Annotated in this window: 16 protein-coding genes; 9 read left to right on the top strand and 7 right to left on the bottom strand. The window is 65.2% G+C overall.

The window, feature by feature from the left end:
- Positions 1 to 32 precede the first annotated feature (32 nt).
- On the bottom strand, positions 33 to 2198 hold the full coding sequence (locus BST47_RS04510; protein ID WP_083124274.1) for a serine/threonine-protein kinase: 2166 nt from the start codon (positions 2196 to 2198) through the stop codon (positions 33 to 35).
- A 104-nt stretch (positions 2199 to 2302) separates the two neighbouring features.
- Here BST47_RS04510 and BST47_RS04505 point away from each other — a divergent pair, with 104 nt between their 5' ends.
- A complete protein-coding gene (locus tag BST47_RS04505) occupies positions 2303 to 3076 on the top strand; it encodes an SDR family NAD(P)-dependent oxidoreductase (RefSeq protein WP_083124014.1) in 774 nt (257 codons plus the stop codon).
- 24 nt (positions 3077 to 3100) lie between these two features.
- On the opposite strand, the gene BST47_RS04500 is transcribed toward BST47_RS04505, so the two are convergent.
- Positions 3101 to 3763 (bottom strand): VldE C-terminal domain-containing protein, encoded by a 663-nt coding sequence (locus tag BST47_RS04500; RefSeq protein WP_107528864.1) that lies wholly within the window; start codon positions 3761 to 3763, stop codon positions 3101 to 3103.
- Between the two features lie 153 nt (positions 3764 to 3916).
- Here BST47_RS04500 and BST47_RS04495 point away from each other — a divergent pair, with 153 nt between their 5' ends.
- From BST47_RS04495 to BST47_RS04470, 6 genes are all read left to right on the top strand, one after another.
- Positions 3917 to 4702, top strand: a complete 786-nt coding sequence (locus BST47_RS04495) for a FadR/GntR family transcriptional regulator (RefSeq protein ID WP_083124272.1) — start codon at positions 3917 to 3919, stop codon at positions 4700 to 4702.
- Positions 4703 to 4732: 30 nt separating this feature from the next.
- Positions 4733 to 6310: a class I adenylate-forming enzyme family protein gene (locus BST47_RS04490; RefSeq protein WP_083124013.1), complete on the top strand. Its 1578-nt coding sequence runs from the start codon at positions 4733 to 4735 to the stop codon at positions 6308 to 6310.
- Positions 6307 to 7080, top strand: coding sequence for a class II aldolase/adducin family protein (locus BST47_RS04485; protein ID WP_083124012.1), 774 nt, complete (start codon positions 6307 to 6309; stop codon positions 7078 to 7080). Before BST47_RS04490 ends, BST47_RS04485 begins: the two co-directional genes overlap by 4 nt.
- 34 nt (positions 7081 to 7114) lie before the next feature.
- A complete protein-coding gene (locus BST47_RS04480) occupies positions 7115 to 8383 on the top strand; it encodes an amidohydrolase family protein (RefSeq protein ID WP_083124011.1) in 1269 nt (422 codons plus the stop codon).
- A 1019-nt stretch (positions 8384 to 9402) separates the two neighbouring features.
- Positions 9403 to 11043, top strand: coding sequence for a glycoside hydrolase family 183 protein (locus BST47_RS04475; protein ID WP_234809568.1), 1641 nt, complete (start codon positions 9403 to 9405; stop codon positions 11041 to 11043).
- Positions 11044 to 11119: 76 nt separating this feature from the next.
- On the top strand, positions 11120 to 12241 hold the full coding sequence (locus BST47_RS04470; protein ID WP_083124009.1) for a DUF7159 family protein: 1122 nt from the start codon (positions 11120 to 11122) through the stop codon (positions 12239 to 12241).
- A gap of 3 nt (positions 12242 to 12244) precedes the next feature.
- Here BST47_RS04470 and BST47_RS04465 read toward each other — a convergent pair whose 3' ends face one another.
- The gene (locus tag BST47_RS04465; protein WP_083124008.1) at positions 12245 to 13981 is read right to left on the bottom strand and encodes an Hsp70 family protein; all 1737 of its coding nucleotides are present in this window, start codon (positions 13979 to 13981) and stop codon (positions 12245 to 12247) included.
- 117 nt (positions 13982 to 14098) lie between these two features.
- On the opposite strand from BST47_RS04465, the gene BST47_RS04460 reads away from it, so the two are divergent.
- Positions 14099 to 14557 carry a nuclear transport factor 2 family protein gene (locus BST47_RS04460; protein ID WP_165799738.1) on the top strand — a complete coding sequence of 153 codons (459 nt, stop codon included), beginning with the start codon at positions 14099 to 14101 and terminating at the stop codon, positions 14555 to 14557.
- 3 nt (positions 14558 to 14560) lie between these two features.
- On the opposite strand, the gene BST47_RS04455 is transcribed toward BST47_RS04460, so the two are convergent.
- The 3 genes from BST47_RS04455 to BST47_RS04445 are packed head-to-tail and all read right to left on the bottom strand — an operon-like array spanning position 14561 to position 16629.
- The gene (locus BST47_RS04455) at positions 14561 to 15205 is read right to left on the bottom strand and encodes a L,D-transpeptidase family protein (RefSeq protein WP_083124006.1); all 645 of its coding nucleotides are present in this window, start codon (positions 15203 to 15205) and stop codon (positions 14561 to 14563) included.
- 9 nt (positions 15206 to 15214) lie between these two features.
- On the bottom strand, positions 15215 to 16042 hold the full coding sequence (locus tag BST47_RS04450) for an SRPBCC family protein (protein ID WP_207568525.1): 828 nt from the start codon (positions 16040 to 16042) through the stop codon (positions 15215 to 15217).
- The gene (locus BST47_RS04445; protein ID WP_083124004.1) at positions 16042 to 16629 is read right to left on the bottom strand and encodes an ArsR/SmtB family transcription factor; all 588 of its coding nucleotides are present in this window, start codon (positions 16627 to 16629) and stop codon (positions 16042 to 16044) included. Before BST47_RS04445 ends, BST47_RS04450 begins: the two co-directional genes overlap by 1 nt.
- 57 nt (positions 16630 to 16686) lie before the next feature.
- Here BST47_RS04445 and BST47_RS04440 point away from each other — a divergent pair, with 57 nt between their 5' ends.
- Complete coding sequence (locus BST47_RS04440) at positions 16687 to 18177, top strand: bifunctional phosphatase PAP2/diacylglycerol kinase family protein (protein ID WP_083124003.1); 1491 nt, start codon at positions 16687 to 16689, stop codon at positions 18175 to 18177.
- On the opposite strand, the gene BST47_RS04435 is transcribed toward BST47_RS04440, so the two are convergent.
- Positions 18131 to 18802, bottom strand: coding sequence for a phosphatase PAP2 family protein (locus BST47_RS04435; RefSeq protein ID WP_083124002.1), 672 nt, complete (start codon positions 18800 to 18802; stop codon positions 18131 to 18133). The genes BST47_RS04440 and BST47_RS04435 overlap by 47 nt on opposite strands.
- Positions 18803 to 18867: the final 65 nt, after the last annotated feature.

Raw genomic sequence — 18867 nt, 5'->3', positions numbered from 1 at the left:
GCATGATCGACGCTCGCAGCGCTAGCGTCATGCTAGGGGTTGCGCACGCAGTCGTAGGTCAAGGGGACATCCGGTCCGAGTTCGACGACCTCGAACGCCTCTGGTGTGATCGCGCTGAACGTATCCGAGGCGATGCCCAAGTCCGCCCACTTGGCGGCGCTGGTCTTGTCGTCGGAGAACGTGAGGGGCACCTGGCCGCCGTCGGCCAGCAGCATCCCGTGCGTCTTCAGAGCCTTGATCACGACCTTCTGAGGATCGGTGTAACCCGACTCGTCGAAGTCGGCCTTCAGTCGCAACCTCACACCAAAGGGTGGTGCGTTGGGGTCTGTGCTTTCGGGACCACCGGCGTGGCTCGCCGGATGCACGTAGACGCCCGCCCTGATCCGGTCGTTGGGCAAGATGAACCGGATCGCGTGATCGATTGAGCCCGAGGCGACTTGGTCGGCGGTGGGTGTCATCGCGGCGATCGGGAAGCCGCCCGCATCCGCGCTTGTGCACTGGTCGCCGCGCAGATTGTCCGGGTACTCCTTGGTCAGGTCCCAGATGAAGAAGCCGCGGGCCTTGAGCGCGTCTCCGTCTTTCGTCGACTGATAGGTCTCGTACAGTTTCTGGCCCTCCCGGTCGACGACCAGCAGCTGGCAGTCACCCTGACCCTCGGTGTTTCCGGAGTCGTCGCACTGCAGATCCGGGGATCCGCCAATGTTGGCGTTCTCCGGGACGGGCATCTCGTCGGGCACCGGGTCGCAGGCCGGACCGCCGAAGCAGTAGTCCTCGGTGCCGACCACCTGCATGCGGGGCGTGCTGCCGTCGGCGAAGAAGACCGCATTCGAGAAGTCGATCTGCAGCCTGTTCTGAGTGCCCCAACCGCCCGCCGCGGTCAACGCACCGATGATCGCGTCACTGCGTTCGGATTTTGGTGCGCCGGACACGTCGAGAGTCCATGGCTGAGTGCCGCTGAACATCGCACCGCCCGGCGCAGGTGGCTGTTCGGACGGCTGCCCCGAAGACGGTGACGGCCCCGACGGCGACGGTGGCGACGACGCCGTGTTGCTCGACGGCGAGTCGGAGCCGCCAGTGAACATGATCACCGCGACGACGGCCACGATCACGACGAGAAGTGCCGCGGCCGACGCCAGCAGGATGTTCCTGCGCCGTCCCGATGACGGATCACCAGGCGCTGGCGGGGTGGGCGTGGACGGGGACGGGACCGGCGTGCGGTACTGCGTCGCGGCGGCGAATGTCTCCGGAGGCGGTTGATGCACTCGCTCGGTAGGTTCTGCCGGCCGGGCCGCCATCGTCGCGGCGGGCGGGTTGATCTGCTCGGTCGGCGGGACAGGCGCGGCCGCCATCGTGCGGTCTTGGTGCACGGCGACCGTGCGATCCTGCTCCCCGCCGATGGCGGCGCGGGCGGCGGTTGCCAGATCCTTGGTCGAGGCGTACCGCTGTCCGGGTTCCTTGGCCATGCCGGTGTTGATGACCCGGTCCATCGCCGGAGGGATCTGCGGTAGCACCGCCGACGGCTTCGGTGGTGGTTGCAGCATGTGTGCGGTGACAATCTGCTCGAGAGTCTTTCCCGGAAAGGGAGATTGGCCGGTCAGCGCTTCATAGAGCACGCAGGTCAGTGCGTACACGTCGGCGCGCGCGTCTGCCGAACCGGTCGAGAATCGCTCGGGCGCCATGTAGGCCCAGGTGCCGACCGCGGCGTTGGTGTCGGTGAGTCCCGCTTCGCCCTCTGCCCGCGCGATGCCGAAGTCGATCAGGTAAGCGAAGTCGTCCTCGGTGACGAGGATGTTCGACGGTTTGACGTCGCGGTGCACCAACCCGATTCGGTGTGCGGCGAAGAGTGCGAGCGCGATCTGCTCGACGATCCTGATGGCGCGCTGCGGCGCCAGCGGACCGGCCGCGAGTAGCGTCCCGAGATCCTCCCCCTCGATGAGCCGCATGTCCACGAACAGGCGTCCGTCGATCTCGCCGAAGTCGTGGATCGGCACCACGTGAGGATTGTTGAGCCCCGCCGCTGCCCGAGCCTCCCGACGAAACCGTTCCTGGAACGTCTGATCGCTGGCCAGATGCGCGGGCAGGACCTTCACCGCGACCACGCGGTCGGTCACCGTGTCGTAGGCGCGCCAGACGTCACCCATGCCGCCCCGGCCGAGTAGCTCGACCAACGTGTAGCGTCCGAACGGCGTGCCCTCCAAATCGACCTCCCGCGATCGCAGTTTGCTGAAACGATAAGCCGCAACGGCCACCTTAAGCGCGGAAAGCAGTGGCCACATCCGCAACGGAGGAACGCTCGGGCAATATGTCAGTCGTGTCGGGACTGTTGGAGAACAAGGTCGTCATCGTCGCCGGACTCGGCGGCATCGGAAATGGCTTGGCGCGTCGGTACGCCGACGAGGGCGCGCGCCTCGTCATCGGCGATCTCGATCCGGAGACGGTGTCGCGCGCCGTCGCCGATCTCGACCCGGACCGGGTGCGCGCCGCCCCGCTCGACGGAGCCGACGAAGAGTCGGTCATCGCCATCATCAAGCTGGCGGTGGACACGTTCGGACGACTCGACGGCATCCACGTCAACTTCACCAACGCAGCCGACGCCTACCTACCCGGCGGCGTCGTCGATTTGCCGCTCGAAGCCTTCGACGAGGTGATGCGGGTCAACACAAGGGGTTTCGTGATCTGCGCCAAGCACGCGATCCCTCCGATGATCGAGTGTGGCGGCGGATCAATAGTGTTCACCGCGTCGATCGAAGCGTACAACGGCGGGGGCACGCGGGTTTCCTACGCGATGAGCAAGGCGGCCGAGCTTGCGCTGATGCGTCACATCGCCCGGAAGTACGGTCCGAAGGGGATTCGTGCCAATGCCATTGCGCCAGGCCTGATCTGGCACTACAAGTTCGATGAGCAGTGGATGCCGGAAGGCGTCGTGGAGCAGACGCGGGCCCGTCAGATGATCAAGTCGCGCTTCGGCAATCCGGACGACGTCGCCGCTCTGGGCGCTCTGCTGCTCTCCGACGACGGTAGCTTCATCACCGCTCAGACGATCAGTGTCGACGGCGGAGTGACATTTCGACCCTGATCAAGCCGGCTCAGTCAATCCGGCTCAGCGGTAATAGTTCTCGGTGCCGGTGGGATAGCCACCACCGGTGGTGGTGATGTGAACGTGGTCGTAATGGCCGTAGCCGCCACCTCGTTGCGCACCGTTGGGGGTGTAGTAGACCCCGCGCCAGATGGCGTCCTGCATGCCGAACCTGGACGCGTTGCGCAACACGTAGTCGACGATCTCATTGCCGAGCGCGATGCCCTCCGCTGTGCTGGCGTTCGGGATCATCACGTCGAGGGCGAGACCGTTCGGATGCCATCTCAGTGCATCCGGGCGAGTTCCGCCGATGCTTTGGATCTCGGGGAAGGCCGCGGTGATCGCGCGCGACGCCAGGATCGTCTTCACCTGTAGGCCGCGCTCCGGCGCGAGTCCGACCGGCAGGGTCCGGTCAACGGTGCGATACCGCGACGCCGCGATGACGGTGTCAGGAGCGGAGCTCAAGCTGACCTGGCCGACGATGGGCGCAGGGAACGAGTTCATCGGAGCGGCGGCCACGATCTCGACGTCCCACGGGGCGACCTCGTCGACCGGTGCGCTCTTGACTACATCCTTGCTGGGTTGCATGTCGGCACCGACCGCGAAGAACACGGCGGCGGGGCCGAGTACAGATGCCAGCACAACAGGTGACTTGCGCCGCTTTTTGGCTAATGAGTGCCGCCCCACGCAGAGCACAATAACCGCAATCGGGACATAACACAGCAAGGGTCCGACCTGCAACGATGTTTTCGCTGGTCACCGGCCTGAGATAATTTTGTTATCTCTCCGTTATCGGCGTCCAAGGGCCGGTTTTGCGTTTGATGCGTGGAGAATCGATTCGTGGCAGAGCCGACCATTCAGTTTCGCCGTCTCGCCGAGCAGGTGGCCGACGAGCTTCGGCGCCGCATTCTGCGCGGTGAGCTGGCCGACGGCAGCATCCTGCCCAAGGAGGATGAGCTGCTCCTGCAGTTCCCGGTGAGCAAGCCGTCGCTGCGCGAGGCGATGCGCATTCTCGAGGCCGAAGGGCTGTTGCGTGTGCGGCGCGGAAAGCTCGGCGGAGCCGTCGTACGGCGACCCAATGCCGCCAACGTCGCGTACACCGTCGGCCTGGTGCTCGGATCCCAGGAGGTGGGCCTGTCCGACGTCGGAAACGCCCTCCTGCAGGTCGAGCCGGCGTGCGCGGGGCTGTGCGCCCAGCGCGCCGACCGCGGCACTGCCGTGGTCCCACAGCTGCGACGGGTGCACGCCGAAGCAGTCGAGGCCGTGGAGGACCTGCGGCTCGTGACATCGGCGAGCCGGCGGTTCCACGAGTCCCTCGTCGCGCTGTGCGGCAACCAGACCATGATCATCCTGGCCGGGGCGCTGGAAATGCTGTGGTCGGCGCACGAAACGAGATGGTCGAGCCGGGTGGCGGACGGCAGCATCGTGCCCATCGACGAACGACTGGCCGTGCTGGAGGACCACCGACAGGTGATCGACGCGATCGACGCCGGGGACGCGCGTCGGGCCTCTGACCTGGCGGCGGCCCATCTCCTCGACGCGCAGCACTATCCGGGATCGTCGGGGGTCGTCGACCCTTCGATGCTGCGCGGCTGGGCGACGGCACCGCAGGAAACCGACCGTTGACCACCGGGCTTATTTTCATATGATTTGGCGATGAGCGTCGACGGGGCCGCGGTGACCAGCGCCGAGGCGGCGCAGTACCGGGCCGCGGGCTGGTGGACGGACGTCACGCTGTCCGACTGCGTGCGCCACAACGCCGCGTCCGCACCGGACAAACCCGCCTACATCGACTTCACCCTGGATTCGGGGGGCCCTCAGCTCAGCTGGGCCGAGTTCGACCACGCCGCCACCAATCTGGCGCACGGGTTACGCGGCCTGGGTGTCGCGCCGGGTGACCGCGTCGGCCTATGGCACAAGGACAGCGCCGCGATCCACGTCGCGCTGGTGGCCGTCGAGCGGTGCGGCGCCGCCGTCGTCGGTCTCGGCTCCCGCGTCGGTGTGCGCGAGGCCGAGCACATTCTTCGCGTCACGCAACCCACCCTGCTGATCGCCGACGCCGAGCGGCACGGTCTAGCCATCGAGGCCGCTGGTTCCTCGATGCGCGTCGTGGCGCTCGGCTCCGAACTCGAGATCGACACTCGGCAGTGTCCGCAGCCGGCGCTGCCGCAGGCCGGTGCGGATGACGTCTTTCTGATCAACTCCACATCGGGCACCACCGGAATGCCGAAGTGCGTGGTGCACACCCAGAACCGTTGGCATTACTTTCATCTCAAGGCGGTTGCCAACGGCGCCCTCACCGCCGACGATGTATTCCTCCCGATCATCCCCACGCCCTACGGCTTTGGGATCTGGACCTCGCACACGACGCCCATCCACCTGGGCGCCACCACCGTCCGCATCGAGCGCTTCGATCCGGCTTCGACGTGCGCGGCGATCGAACGGCACCGCGCATCGGTGTTGTGCTGTGTCAGTACGCAACTGGCGATGATCCTCGCCGACGCGGCATCGCGGGACCACGACCTGAGCAGTCTGCGCGTCGTCTTCACCGGCGGCGAGCCGCTGCCGTACACGCAAGCGGCGCGGTTCGAGGAACTGACCGGGGTGACGATCTTGCAGTTCTACGGCTCCAACGAGACCGGCATGTTGAGTGCCACGACGCTCTCGGATTCGCTGGATCACCGACTGCGCACCGCGGGCCGCATCGTGCCGGAGATGAATGTGCGCCTTTTCGACGGCCACCGCGACGTCACCGAATCCGGACGCGGACAGCCGGCGTGCCGAGGTCCTGCACTGTCCCTGGGCTATCTCGGTGGCACCGACCACGACCAGTTGTTCACCCAGGACGGCTGGATGCGGATGGGTGACATCTGCGAACTCGACGCCGGCGGCTATCTCACCCTCACCGGGAGAACATCGGACTTCATCCTCCGCGGCGGCAAGAACATCAGCGCGGTTCAGGTGGAGGAGGCCGTCGCGACACATCCCGCCGTTGCCGTCGCCGCGGCCGTCGCGATGCCCGACCCGGTCTTCGGTGAACGAGTCTGCGTATACGTCGAACTCGGGCAAGCGGGCGCGCTGGATCTACCTACCCTGGTCGAACACCTTCTGGCGCAGGGTGTCTCGAAGGAACTGCTACCCGAGCGGCTCGAAATACTCGACGAGTTGCCCCGATCGTCCGGTGGCAAGGTCGCCAAAGGTCAACTTCGCGAACGGATCCGGGAGAGATCATGACTACAGAGGAAATTCGCCGCGGTGGCGTCGACGTCTGGTCGCCGTCGAAAACACCACCCATCGGTACCGACCTCACCGACGAACAGCTGATGGCCGTCGCGTTCCGGCACCTGGCCGACATCGGCTTCGCCGAGAACATGGCCGGGCACATCACCTGGCAACCCGACGACCAACACGACATGTTCGTCAACCCCTGGGGGCTGTGGTGGCAGGAGTTGACCGCGTCCGACATCTGCGTGGTCGACGAGGACGCTCACGTCGTGCGCGGACGCTGGGACGTCACACCCGCCATCCACCTGCACACCGAACTGCACCGCATCCGTCCCGACGCCCGTGTGATCATCCACAACCATCCGTACTACGTCAGCCTGATCGCGGCACTGGGGATCCTGCCCGAGCTCGTACATCAGACCGGTGCCCTGTTCCTCGACGACATGTATCTCGTCGAGAACTACGACGGCGAGATCGACGCCCCCTGGCGGGCAAGTGAACTGGCGCAGCAGGTCGGCCCGGCCAACCTGATCGTGCTCGCCAATCACGGTGTCATCGCCGCCGGACGCAATCTGGCCGAGGCGGTTTATCGCGCAGTATCCATTGAACGGGTCTGCCGACTGGCCTATGACGTGATGCTCACCGGGCGGACGCCATCGAAGATGAGCCGCGGCGACATGGTCGGCATGCGGCAGTCGCTGATCGAACGCGCCGCCGACGTCTACTGGGCGGGCGCCGCCCGGATGACGATCAAGGCCGACCCCGACGTTCTGAACTGACAGCCCAACCGATGACAGGAATCGAGGATCGCCCATGACTTCCATCGACGACATGGCGGCCAATCTCAACTTCACCACGGCCAAGACGGGCGCCGACCGCACCGTCACGTTTCTGCCCGAACCCGAACGGGCAGAACGCCGTTACACTGTGATCTCCGTCGACGACCACATCGTCGAACCGCCCGACACCTTCGAGGGCCGGGTGCCGCGCAAGTTCGCCGACCGCGCCCCACGGATCGTCGACACCGACGACGGCGGTCAGACCTGGATGTACGACGGCAACTCACTGCCGAACGTGGGCTTCAACGCGGTGGTCGGGCGGCCGGTGTCCGAGTACGGGTTCGAGCCTGCCCGGTTCGACGAAATGCGCCGCGGCGCATGGGATATCCATGCTCGGGTCAAAGACATGGATCTCAACGGCGTGTACGCGTCGTTGAACTTTCCCTCGTTCCTGCCCGGTTTCGCGGGCCAGCGACTTCAGCAGGTCACCAATGACCGCGACCTCGCGATGGCGTCGGTGCGGGCATGGAACGACTGGCACATCGAGGCATGGGCGGGCGCCTATCCCGACCGGATCATCCCGTGTCAGTTGCCGTGGCTACTCGATCCCGAGGTCGGCGCGAAGATGATCTACGAGAATGCCGAGCGCGGGTATCACGCGGTGTCGTTCAGCGAGAACCCGGCGATGCTCGGACTCCCGACGATCCACTCGGGTTACTGGGAGCCGCTGATGGCGGCGTGCGCAGACACTCAGACGGTGGTGAACCTGCACATCGGGTCGTCGGGCACGTCTCCGTCGACCACCGCCGACGCACCGCCCGATGTACAGGGGGTGTTGTTCTTCGCGTATGCGATCTCGGCGGCGGTCGACTGGCTGTACTCCGGCATGTGCACTCGGTACCCCGATCTGAAGATCTGCCTTTCCGAAGGCGGCATCGGATGGGTGGCGGGCCTGCTCGACCGGCTCGACCACATGCTGAGCTATCACGAGATGTACGGGACGTGGAAGGCGCTCGGCGAGACACTGACGCCCGCGGAGGTCTTCAAGCGCAACTTCTGGTTCTGCGCCGTCGAGGATCAGTCGTCGTTCGTCCAGTACGAGCGGATCGGCGAGGACAACATCCTGCTCGAGGCGGACTACCCGCACTGCGACTCCACGTGGCCGCACACCCAACAGACGATTCACGAACAGATCAGCGGATTACCCGACGCGATCATCAGAAAAGTGACGTGGGAAAACGCCGCCCGACTCTATCAACATCCGGTTCCCGACGCGGTGCAGAACGACCCCAACGCGTTTTGAAGGTTGCGGGGCGATCGAGTTAACCGACCCCTTGCACTAATAATCCATTCACACACCGGGGGTGCCGCCCCCGCTGCGGTAGCTGAACTTGGGGCTTGCTGCGCGATGGCGGGCAGCCGACGCCGTGTCGCTTGATACACCTCCGAGATCGCTCTTCGGTAGTGCGTGAGCGCACGGTATCGCTCCAAGACACCGGGTTTCGGCCATACTCGACGCCCACGAAAATCGGCCGTCGCGTCATCGAAGTGGCAGAAGCTGCACAGCCATCGCTGCGTACCGGGTTGCGTCTGTGTCACGAGTTTCAATCAATTGGGCCAAGTACGCATACAACTTCTGGCCGGAATCCAAACCGGCGATACCGTGGTGATTTCGCCTGAGCGAGTTTGCCGGATATGCACAAATAACGGCACCGACGTGAGATATTTGCGTCGGGTCGGGATGCATCAATCGAGGGAATAGTAATGGGTGCGTCTGCACATGTGGGCCGCGTCGGCGGACTGGCCGTAGCTCTGGGAGTCGGCGTAGCCGTCGCAACCGGACAGGGGGTGGCGTCGGCAGACACCGAATCGAGTCCTTCGACATCGGAGTCAACGGCGTCGGCAGGAGCGAATTCCGCCTCGGGTAAAAAGTCTCCCGACTCGAGAAAGCCGTTCGCTTCGACACGAAAGCCGTCCGCTTCGACGCGCAAGCCGTCCGAGTCCAAGAAGCCGTCGGAGTCGAGGGGGGCGTCCGAATCAACGAAGCCGCCTGACTCGAACAAGCCTGCCGAGTCGAGGGGAACGTCGACCGCTGGCGACGGCAACTCGACAGGCGCCAACGACCTTGACGAATCCGACACCACTCGGGACGAGTCGACCGAACCGTTGACTGAACAGCGAGACAATGCGACGCGCTCGGATGACTCATCCGAACCTGAGCCCCCTCCCCGGCTTCGCCAAAGGACAACCGGCAAGCGAGCCACCCCCACCACCAGTCGCGTAACGACGAGGTCGGATCAGGTCACCAATCACACGGTCGCGGTGACCACCGCACCAGTCACAGAACGCACAGTGAACATCGCGAGCGCGCGCGCTCCCGAGGCCGAAACGGCTACCGGAGAGGTGCAGTTGACTTCGACGACGGTCAACGTGCCCGAACCACGCACCCAGAAGCTCACTGCGACGGTGTCGGCGGAGCCCATCGCGTCTCCACAACGCGTAATGCAACGCGCGCTGGTGAGTCTGTTCTCCAGCCTCGGCATCGGCCCCTCGGCCTCGAACCTGCCGACAGGGCCCGTGCGGTCGCCGATCGCGATGGCACTGCTCGCTTTTGGCGCGCGTCGCGAATACACGCAGCAGATCAGGGCACTCGCCAAGACTTTGCCCACCCAGCCGGTGGCGGCGTTGACGACGAGCGAACTGGCCGCCGCGGCGGCGACGCCGACATACCCCGGTACCACCAGGACGCCTGTGACCCTGAGTACCAACACGAGTTTCATCGAGTTCGTGACCGGCGAATATCAGCCCGGTCCAGGCCGGTACAACCTGAACTACACGATCTCCCGCTTTGGGATCGGCGGCACCGACCTCGGCATCATGTGGGACAACGGCATCAAGGACAACCCTGCGACCGCAGTCGACGAACACCAGGTCCTGATCGCCTTTGGTGACACCTTCAGCAGCGCCAGTCCGGTCCGCACCGGAGTGTGGCGATTCAACACGTTGTTCCGTAGCCCCGACGACGTACTGACCAATGGCTTGTACGTGCCCAACGGCGTACCGTACGACGTCTTCAGCGGCTCACCCATGGAGAGACCCAACTGGTCGGATCCGATTCTGCCCAGCCCGGGCCAGCCAGTTCACCCGCCTTATGCCATCGGGCCGGAGGTGACGATAATCCCGACCGCGGGAATCTCCACGCCCTACCCAAACACCTACGGCGCACGTCAGTACATGAGTTTCATGTCCATCCGATCCTGGGACAGTCCGGGCAGGTGGACGACGAACTACTCAGGCGTGGCCTTCTCCGACGACAATGGACAGACATGGCGCATCGCGCCGACGAGCATCCGGACAGCGGCCGTGGGGCGGGCCACGGAGCGGTTTGTGCCCGGCAACCAGAATTTCCAGCAGGGCGCGTTCCTCAAGCCGCCTGCTGGCTCACCGGAGGCCGAACAGGGCTGGGTCTACTCGTACGGGACGCCGTCGGGACGGGTGGGCACCGTGTATCTGTCGCGCGTTCAGCAGGACCAGATACTCGACGCGTCGAAATACGAATATTGGAATGGGACGAGCTGGACTGCTAGCGATCCGGCGGCGGCGAAGCCGGTGTTGCCCGGTAAGACGACTGGATGGTTCATCAAGAGGACGACGTATCCCACCGTCAGCGAGATGTCGGTGCAGTACAACCCGTACTTGCAAAAGTACGTGATGCTGTACGGCGATTCCGGCAACAACATGGTGATGCGCACCGCGACCTCCCCTGAGGGAACGTGGTCGGCGCCTACGACGCTTGTACCGGCGTGGAAGGTGCGCAGCCTGTATGCGCCGTACATCCACCCGTGGTCGGGCACGGAGAACGTACCCGCATCGGAACAGCAATACCTCTACTGGAACATGTCGACATACAACGACTATCAGGTGAGATTCATGCGCACCGATCTGAGCAAGATCAAGGTGTAAAACTTGGCGGTCCGGCCACCCCATTCCATTGCAGCGGTACCCTCGGAAGCGACTTACAGCCAGATCGGGGGTGGCCATGGACCTCGTGCTCGGCGTTTCGATGACATCGGCGGCCGTGCGCTGGGTGCTCGCCGAGGGCACGACAGGCGAAGGCGCGACGATCAGCCGCGGCGCGTTCGACCTGGACGACGCCGTTGATCCGGATGATCTGCTGGACGTGCTGCTGGTCGATGAGGCCGACAATCGGATGCACGCCATCGGCGTCACCTGGACCAACGAAGCAGAGGACGCGGCATCCGGGGTGCTGGAAGCGCTGCGGGCCAGGGGCCGCGAGAACGTCATCGCGGTTTCGGAACTCGAGGCGGGCGACGTTCTGGCCGCCGGAATCGCAGGCATCACCGAGTACGACGACGTCGCTGTCTGCATCGTCGAACCCGATGCGGCGGTCGTCGCGATCGTCGACAAAGGCGGCGTGACCGTCGACCGTCTCGGCCGGCCGTCGGACGGTTCCGATGTGGTGGAGCTGCCGAGTTCGGTGATGACGATGCTGGAGCTCGACGACTGGCATCCCGATGCGATTTTCGTAGTGGGCTCGGCCGACGACCTCGACCTCATCAAGTCGACGCTCGAGGACGTCACCGACGCACCGGTCTTCTCGGCGACCGAGGCCGATCTCGCGCTGGCTCGAGGTGCCGCGCTGGCATCCGCCCGCGCCGTGAACGGCCTGGAGACCGTCGGTTCGCACGCGCCGCCGCGCGTCCGCGCTTTGACCGCGGTACTCGTCGCGGCCGCCGTCACGTTCGTCGTATCGCTGTCCGTCGCGCTCGGACTGAGCCTCACGCCGTCGGCGCCCGAACAACCGACCGCCGCCAACCCCGAGCCCACGGCCGAGGTGCCGCCGCCACCGGGCACCCAACCCGCGAACAAAGTCTCCAAGCTCACCGCATCTCTACAAGCGGCCCGCCCCGTGGTGGCACAGACCATCGTGGTGGCCGCCCCGCCGGCTCCGGAATTCGTGCCGCCGGCCGCGCCCGCATACGAGCCCCCGCCCGCGCAGGCGCCCATTCCGACCTATGCGCCGCCGCCGGTGTATGTACCGCCGGTGGCTCCGCAGCCGCGGTTGCGCGATCGGATCATCGAACGCATTCCGATCATCAACCGGTTCCACGAACCGCAATATCAGTACCCGACGCGCTAGCTCCTAGGGCGCTGGCGGCTGAAACGGGTTGTTCGGCACCTGAATTGGAATCGGCACCGGTACAAACGGCACCGTTATGTGGGTTGTCGTCATCGCGGGTGTCGTGGTGGTGGTCGTCGTAGTCGGCGACGTCGTCGTGGTGGTGGTCGTCGTGGTGGTGGTTGTCGTTGTTGTGGTGGTCGTCGTGGTCGTGGGCGGCGTTGTCGTCGTCGGCGGTGTGGTGGTCACATACGTAGTGACCGTCTCCTGCGTGGGCGGCGGAGCCTCGGGGGCGACGGTCACGGTTTCCGGTGGCGGCGGCGCTAGGCTGGCCGGTTGCTCGGCGGTCGCCGGCGGCGGCGGTTCGGCGTTCGTAGGTTTCGGCGGGCTGGCGGTGCTGGGCGGTTCGGTCTTGCTGCTGGTGTCGGTCACGCTCGTCAACGCGATCGCCACGCCACCGACGGCGATCAACGCGACCGCGGCTGCCAGTCCGATCACCAACTGTGGCAACCGCTGCCACGTGCGCGGTTTGTCGATCGGGCCGGTCGATGGCACGTACTGCACGGGTTGGCGCATCGAGAGGGCGTCCGCGTCGTACGGGCTCTCGTACCGGTTTTCGCCGGTGTACGGGACGGGTTCGTCGCCGATGTCGTCATCCTGCGACCACGCCAAAGCATTCGCGGTTTCCGTTGAGGGTGCGTCCATGCTGGAAGCGGCGGGAGCCAAACCCGTTGGTGCGTCTCCGATCACCGCGGCCATACCGGTCTGGGCCTCGGCCGCGGAGCCGTAGGCCGCGAACAGGGCCGCTCCCACTGCCGCGTCGAGAGCGGGCTGCGGAGTCGTGATCACCTGGGTGTCCGTGAGCTGCGAAAGGCGTTGTGCAATAAGAGGAATGCTCGCACCGCCACCCACCGTGACGACGGCGGCGATGTTGGGCCAGCCAATGCCGTTGCGTTCCAACGTATTTTCCAGCTCAGCCAGCAGGCTGTCGAGCGGGACCGCGATCAGCGACTCCAACTCATCGCGGGTCAACCTGATTGTCGAGCTGTAATTGGGAAGTTCGGCCACGATCTCCGTCGTTGCATCCGTCGACAACCGTTCCTTGGCGCTGCGGCATTCCTCCCGCAGTCGACTCAGGGAGCCCACCGCGGCCGTGGCCGCCGGATCGATACCGCCATTCTCCGCAATGCCGTTGACGATCTGGCTCAGTAGCGCCTGATCGATCTGGTCGCCTGCGAAATCGGTGTACCTGGTGGTCTCGTCGATCGGCTCGAATGATGCAGCCGCGTCCGCCAACGTGATGCTCGTTCCGCCGCCCCCGAAGTCGAGCAGCGCAATGACGCCCTGCGCCGGCAGTCCCGGATTGGTCTGCAGCGCCGTCAGGGCCGTGATCGCATCGGACACCAGTCGCGCGGGCATGCCGTTCGGCGACAGGTTGGGATCGGCGCGCAGCGCGTTGCGCAGACTGCGCAGCGTGGCCATCCCCCAGTGGGCAGGTACGGCGACCGCCACGTCGGACGACGGTTGCCCGCCGGTCGCGCGGACCATGTTGCCCAGCGCCTGGACCAACAGTTGTTCGGCCCGATGCGTCGAACCGTCCGGAGCGACCAACGGCACCGGGTCGCCTACCCGTTCGACGAATCCGTCCAGCACGGAGCCATCGCCGAGGGTCACCGCGGCACGGTGTGTCACAGGTTGATTGCCGACTCGCACCGCGACCAAGTTCGTCGTCCCGATCGACAACCCCAACGGGTCGCTCATAACGGACCACACCCTAGCGTCCCCACCTGCTGATATCCGTTAGACACTCCGTACCAACGGCGTTCCACCGACACGGTTTTGGTGCGCAGTGTTGGCCGGTGTGCTGCAATGTCGGCCATGGGTGACATCGACGACATCAAGCAAGTCAAATACCGGTACCTTCGCGCGCTCGACACCAAGCACTGGGACGAGTTCGCCGATACGCTCACCGAGGACGTGGTCGGCCGGTACGGCGAATCGATCGGCGAGGAGCACCACTTCACCAATCGCGACGAGTTGGTCACGTTCATGCGCAACTCACTCGGGCCGGAGATCATCACCGAGCACCGCGTCACCCATCCGGAGATCGTCGTGGACGGCGACGAGGCAACGGCCACGTGGTACCTGCAGGACCGAGTGATCGCACCGGATTTCAATTTCATGTTGATCGGTGCGGGGTTCTATCACGACAAGTACCGGCGCACCGGCGACGGCTGGCGCATCAGCGAAACCGGATACGACCGGACCTACGATGCCTCGATGTCGACGGAGAATCTCAACTTCAAGGTGAAAGCCGGTCGGGCAATCAACCTTTGAGCTTCACTGCGAGATGGCGATCAGCGCACCCGGCTTGAGCCACCGCATGATTTCCACCAGTTTGGCGTCATCGATCGCGATGCAACCCGCGGTCGGGCCCCCGTCGGTGGCGTGAAGGAAGAAAGCGCTGCCGTTGCTGGGGACGCGTTCGTTGTTGACGCCCATCACCACGGCGTGGACGTACTGCGGGATCGCGAGGTTTTCGGTTGGGGGATCCGTGCTGAACGGGCACTGTGCCTTCTCGCATACCTGCATGGTGTTGTAAGTCGGGCTGTTCACATCGCCGTCCCACCAGTGATTCGGGCCGACCTGGACGTATTGCAGGCCGCCGCCGGGGTTGGGCGCGGTCCCGAAGGCGTAGTCGAGGGTGAAGAAACCCATCGGCGTCTTCATCTCGCCCTCGCGAGTCGTTGACGCCATACCCCTGCTTCCGACGAACGCAGGGATGCCGGCCGCGACGGGCTGCCAGCCTGCCGCCGTGCGCTGGTAGACGTCCATTTTGGCTGACGAACCGCCCACTCCGACAACGGAAATCACTTGGGTGGCGTCGCCGACGTAGTGCGCGAACCACGGCGAGGTCTGAGCGTGGCTGGTTGCGCCGGCGAGTGGCAGCAGCGCCACGCAGAGCAGTATCAGCAGCCGACGCATCCGCTCATGCTAGGTGCTGACGGGGTCACCTTCGAGGAGGCCACGCAGCCAAGCTGTCCATTTCGACTGTTCGGCCGCCGCCACGTCCGTGGCGTCGGGTCCGTACAGATAGATGCTGGCCATGGCACGGCCCTCGTCCCCGACCGTGCATGCGCCGACGACCGCGATTCCCTGCGACGGTTGGTCGATCCGCATCATCACCTCACGCGAGTTCCCGTCCTGGTGGATGCGCTCGATACGGCCCGCCAACCGGGGTGTGTCGCCGGATATTTCGACGCGATCGCCGACATCTGCGGCCCCGAGGTTCAGCGCGGTGGTCATTTTCGACCACGCCTGCTTTTCGCCGCCGTGGTGTGTGGCCGACGCCCGAATCGTCGCAGCCTGCGCGCCAGCGAAGTTCGCGAGATAGATCTTGAGGATCTCGAAGAAGCCGGGCCATCCCGATTCGAAGCTCTCGATCTCATCGTCCCAGTCGTCCTGGTCGGTGACCATGGTGTGCACCATGCGGACGACGCACTGGTCGCCGGACCGAGCTGTGATGGTCACCTCGGTCGCAACCGGAGGGGCGTCGCCGCTCCATCCGTATTCCTCGTATTCGAGGCGCACCGGGGGATCCCAGGTCGTGACCTTGCCCGACGAGACGTCCGCGCCACAGTTCTCGTCGCCGAAATCGAAGCTGATGGCGCCGCCGACACGCTCCTCGATCTGTGTCGTCGTGAACCACGCACTCATGCCGGGTCCGGTTGCGATGGCCTGCCACACCTGTTCGGGCGTGCCGGGTACGAGGAACTCCATCTCGACCCATCGGCGTCCGGAATCGTCTCTCTTCAAAGGCATTACGCATCCTCCTTCGGCTTCGGATAGGCCGCGACCACCAAGCGGTAGCTGCGTCCATCGGAATCTGATTCGTCGTGATATCGGGCCGCCAGTGACGTCACCGCGTCGGATAGATCCTTGGTGAAGGCGGCCCGCTCGGCGGGAGAGCGGAACCGGATCACCGCGTCGATCGATAGTGTCGGGAGCCGCTTGTTGCTGGTGCGCGCCGTACGCCAGAGATCGCCGACCTCGCGCACGACACGCGCCGACAGCGCGATCAGGTAGCTCGCCGACAGCCGGTCGTCGGAGCGGCCCGGGTCGGAGGCGACCGGCCCGAGCGCGCCGGGCGACACCACGTAGGAGGCCGCCGTCGCGACGAGCAGACGTTCTCTGAGCCCGCCCCACCGGCGTTCGCCCGCTTCGGTGACCAGCTGATGGTCTTCGAGCGCACGCAGGTGGTAGTTGACCTTCTGCCGGGCCATGCCCATGCGCGACGCGAGCGTGGCGGCCGATGCCGGTTCGGTCAGGGCGGCGAGCAGTCTGCCCCTGATCGGATCGAGTGCGCTGACGGCCGCGGCGGGGTCGGCGATCACCTCGACGTCGAGCATGGAGCCATCGTTCCCCTTGACAAAATAATTTGTCAATAGCGTGGATAGATTAGCGGCATGGAACTCCTCCCCATTCGTCGTCATCGAGGCATCCGCCAAATCGGAGAGGGCCTCGGGACGCTGGACCGCGAGGTGTTCGAAGCCATCGCCGAGTCGCCCAGTCCCCTGCTCGATTCGCTGATGCCGCGGCTGACCCGCGCCGCGGACCATTCGAAGCTATGGTTCGCGATCGCGGCTGGACTGACCGCGACACGGCACCGAGCCTCGCGGCGTGGCGCGGCGCGTGGCGTCATCACTCTCGGTGTAACCAGCCTGGTGACCAACCAGGTCGCCAAGCGGATCTGGAAGCGGCCCCGCCCTAGTCGCCTGCTGGTACCGCTGGCCAGACAGAGCAGGCGGGTCCCGACATCGAATTCGCTGCCGTCGGGCCACTCCGCGAGCGCGGCCGCGTTCGCCGTCGGTGTGGGCCTCGAGAACCCGCCGGTCGGACTCGGACTCGCCCTGCTGGCAGGGCTGGTGGGCCTGTCCAGGGTGGCGACCGGCGCGCACTATCCGGGCGACGTGTTCGCCGGCTTCGGCATCGGTGCCGCCATCGCAGTAGTCGGCGCGCGGATCGTGCCACCGACCGTGCCTACGAAGATTCCGACCGCGGATCCGCTCCGACTGGAAACGCCCGCTCGCCCGGAGGGTGAGGGGGTCGTGCTGGTGATCAATCCCGCGTCGGGCAGCGGCACTGGTGCACGAGTGGTGGCGGAGGTGCGAGAAGCCCTGCCGGCAGCTGAGATCGTCGAGTTGGACGAGGGGGACAACCTTGAGGTCGTATTGCGCGCCGCGGCCGACCGGGCCGAGGTACTCGCCGTCGGAGGCGGCGACGGAACGGTGTCGTGTGGCGCAGGCGTCGCGATTGAGTCCGGGCTACCGCTGGCGGTCTTCCCCGGCGGAACGTTCAATCACTTCGCAAAGGACATCGAATGCGACACGGTGGCCAAGACGGCCGAGGCGATCCGGCGGGGCAGCGTCGCCTATGTCGACGTGGTGTGCCTCAACGAGAAACACATGGTGGTCAACACTGCGAGCATCGGTGCCTATCCGCAGTTCGTCCAAACACGAGAAAAGCTCGAGCACAAGATCGGCAAACCGCTCGCAGGTATCTACGCCATGTTCCACACGCTATGGCGAGATGAGCCCGTTCGAATCCGCTACGACAACAAGAACCTGCAGACTTCGCTGTTCTTCCTTGGCAATTCGACATACCTGCCGTCCGGGTTCGCGCCGTCGCGCCGAACCCGGATGGACGACGGTTTGATGGACGTCCGCATTCTCGAGACCGGTCGCAAGTTCAGCAGGCTACGCATTCTCGTATCACTGGCGCTGGGCCGATTGGTGCGCAGCCCGCTCTATCATGAAATGCGAGTGCCCGAATTCGACTTCAATGCCGTAGACGGCTCAACGATTCTGGCTCATGACGGCGAAGTCAGCACCGAATGCACCGATGCCAGCTTCAAGGTTCGATACCGAGTTCTTCCCGTGTTTCGACCGCTGCCGTGACGCTCACCCAGGGTGGAAGTAACGCCAGACAGACGGCGAAATAGGCGTAGCCCAAGGCCCATCCGCCGATGATGTCGGAGGGGTGGTGCACGTTGAGCACGACGCGACCGATGCCGATCGTGACGACGATCATGGCGCCCAGTGCAACGAGCCACCAGCGCAGCGGTGGCCGCACGAAGGGCCAGGCGACCGCCAAGAGCACCAGCACGCCGACCATGACGCCGACTGCGTGGCCGGATGGGAACGACAATGAATATGCGAAGACCAGCGCTGTCGGCGGTCGTGGGCGGTCGGCGAGGTGTTTCGTGAGCTCGATGATGGGTCCCGACAGCCCCGCGGTGAGCATGACGAAACCCACGAGCCGCCAATTGCGGCGCCACAGCGCGACGATGACCACGACAAGGCCGGCTAATCGAAACGCATTGGGGCTCAGCACGGTACAGAACACATCCCATGCCGTCACCCAGGCCGGATGCATGGAGCCGTAGCGGTAGGCGGGGTCTAGAGCCGCCGAGTCCATGGCCGTCAACCAGGCCCATCCCGAGGTGAAGCCGACCCACATCAGTGCGTATACCGCGACGCCGGCCACGGCGCTCACCAGGAGCCCACGCGTCCTGGAAGTCATATAGATAGCTGTACCACGCTTTCGGAGTCCGGCCTGCTCGTGGAGGTCACGGACGCTGGCGTTCG

It is taken from the genome of Mycolicibacterium tusciae, assembly GCF_002086795.1.
Classification (GTDB): Bacteria; Actinomycetota; Actinomycetes; order Mycobacteriales; family Mycobacteriaceae; genus Mycobacterium; species Mycobacterium tusciae.
The sequence above is the reverse complement of the archived record's forward strand: the minus strand, read 5'-3'. Positions and strand labels throughout refer to the sequence as shown.

Coding starts and splice junctions, on each gene's coding strand:
- BST47_RS04505 (WP_083124014.1), top strand. CDS start 2,303: ATGTCAGTCGTGTCGGGACTGTTGGAGAACAAGGTCGTCATCGTCGCC.
- BST47_RS04490 (WP_083124013.1), top strand. CDS start 4,733: ATGAGCGTCGACGGGGCCGCGGTGACCAGCGCCGAGGCGGCGCAGTAC.
- BST47_RS04485 (WP_083124012.1), top strand. CDS start 6,307: ATGACTACAGAGGAAATTCGCCGCGGTGGCGTCGACGTCTGGTCGCCG.
- BST47_RS04480 (WP_083124011.1), top strand. CDS start 7,115: ATGACTTCCATCGACGACATGGCGGCCAATCTCAACTTCACCACGGCC.
- BST47_RS04470 (WP_083124009.1), top strand. CDS start 11,120: ATGGACCTCGTGCTCGGCGTTTCGATGACATCGGCGGCCGTGCGCTGG.
- BST47_RS04465 (WP_083124008.1), bottom strand. CDS start 13,981: ATGAGCGACCCGTTGGGGTTGTCGATCGGGACGACGAACTTGGTCGCG.
- BST47_RS04460 (WP_165799738.1), top strand. CDS start 14,099: ATGGGTGACATCGACGACATCAAGCAAGTCAAATACCGGTACCTTCGC.
- BST47_RS04455 (WP_083124006.1), bottom strand. CDS start 15,205: ATGCGTCGGCTGCTGATACTGCTCTGCGTGGCGCTGCTGCCACTCGCC.
- BST47_RS04450 (WP_207568525.1), bottom strand. CDS start 16,042: ATGCCTTTGAAGAGAGACGATTCCGGACGCCGATGGGTCGAGATGGAG.
- BST47_RS04445 (WP_083124004.1), bottom strand. CDS start 16,629: ATGCTCGACGTCGAGGTGATCGCCGACCCCGCCGCGGCCGTCAGCGCA.
- BST47_RS04440 (WP_083124003.1), top strand. CDS start 16,687: ATGGAACTCCTCCCCATTCGTCGTCATCGAGGCATCCGCCAAATCGGA.
- BST47_RS04435 (WP_083124002.1), bottom strand. CDS start 18,802: ATGACTTCCAGGACGCGTGGGCTCCTGGTGAGCGCCGTGGCCGGCGTC.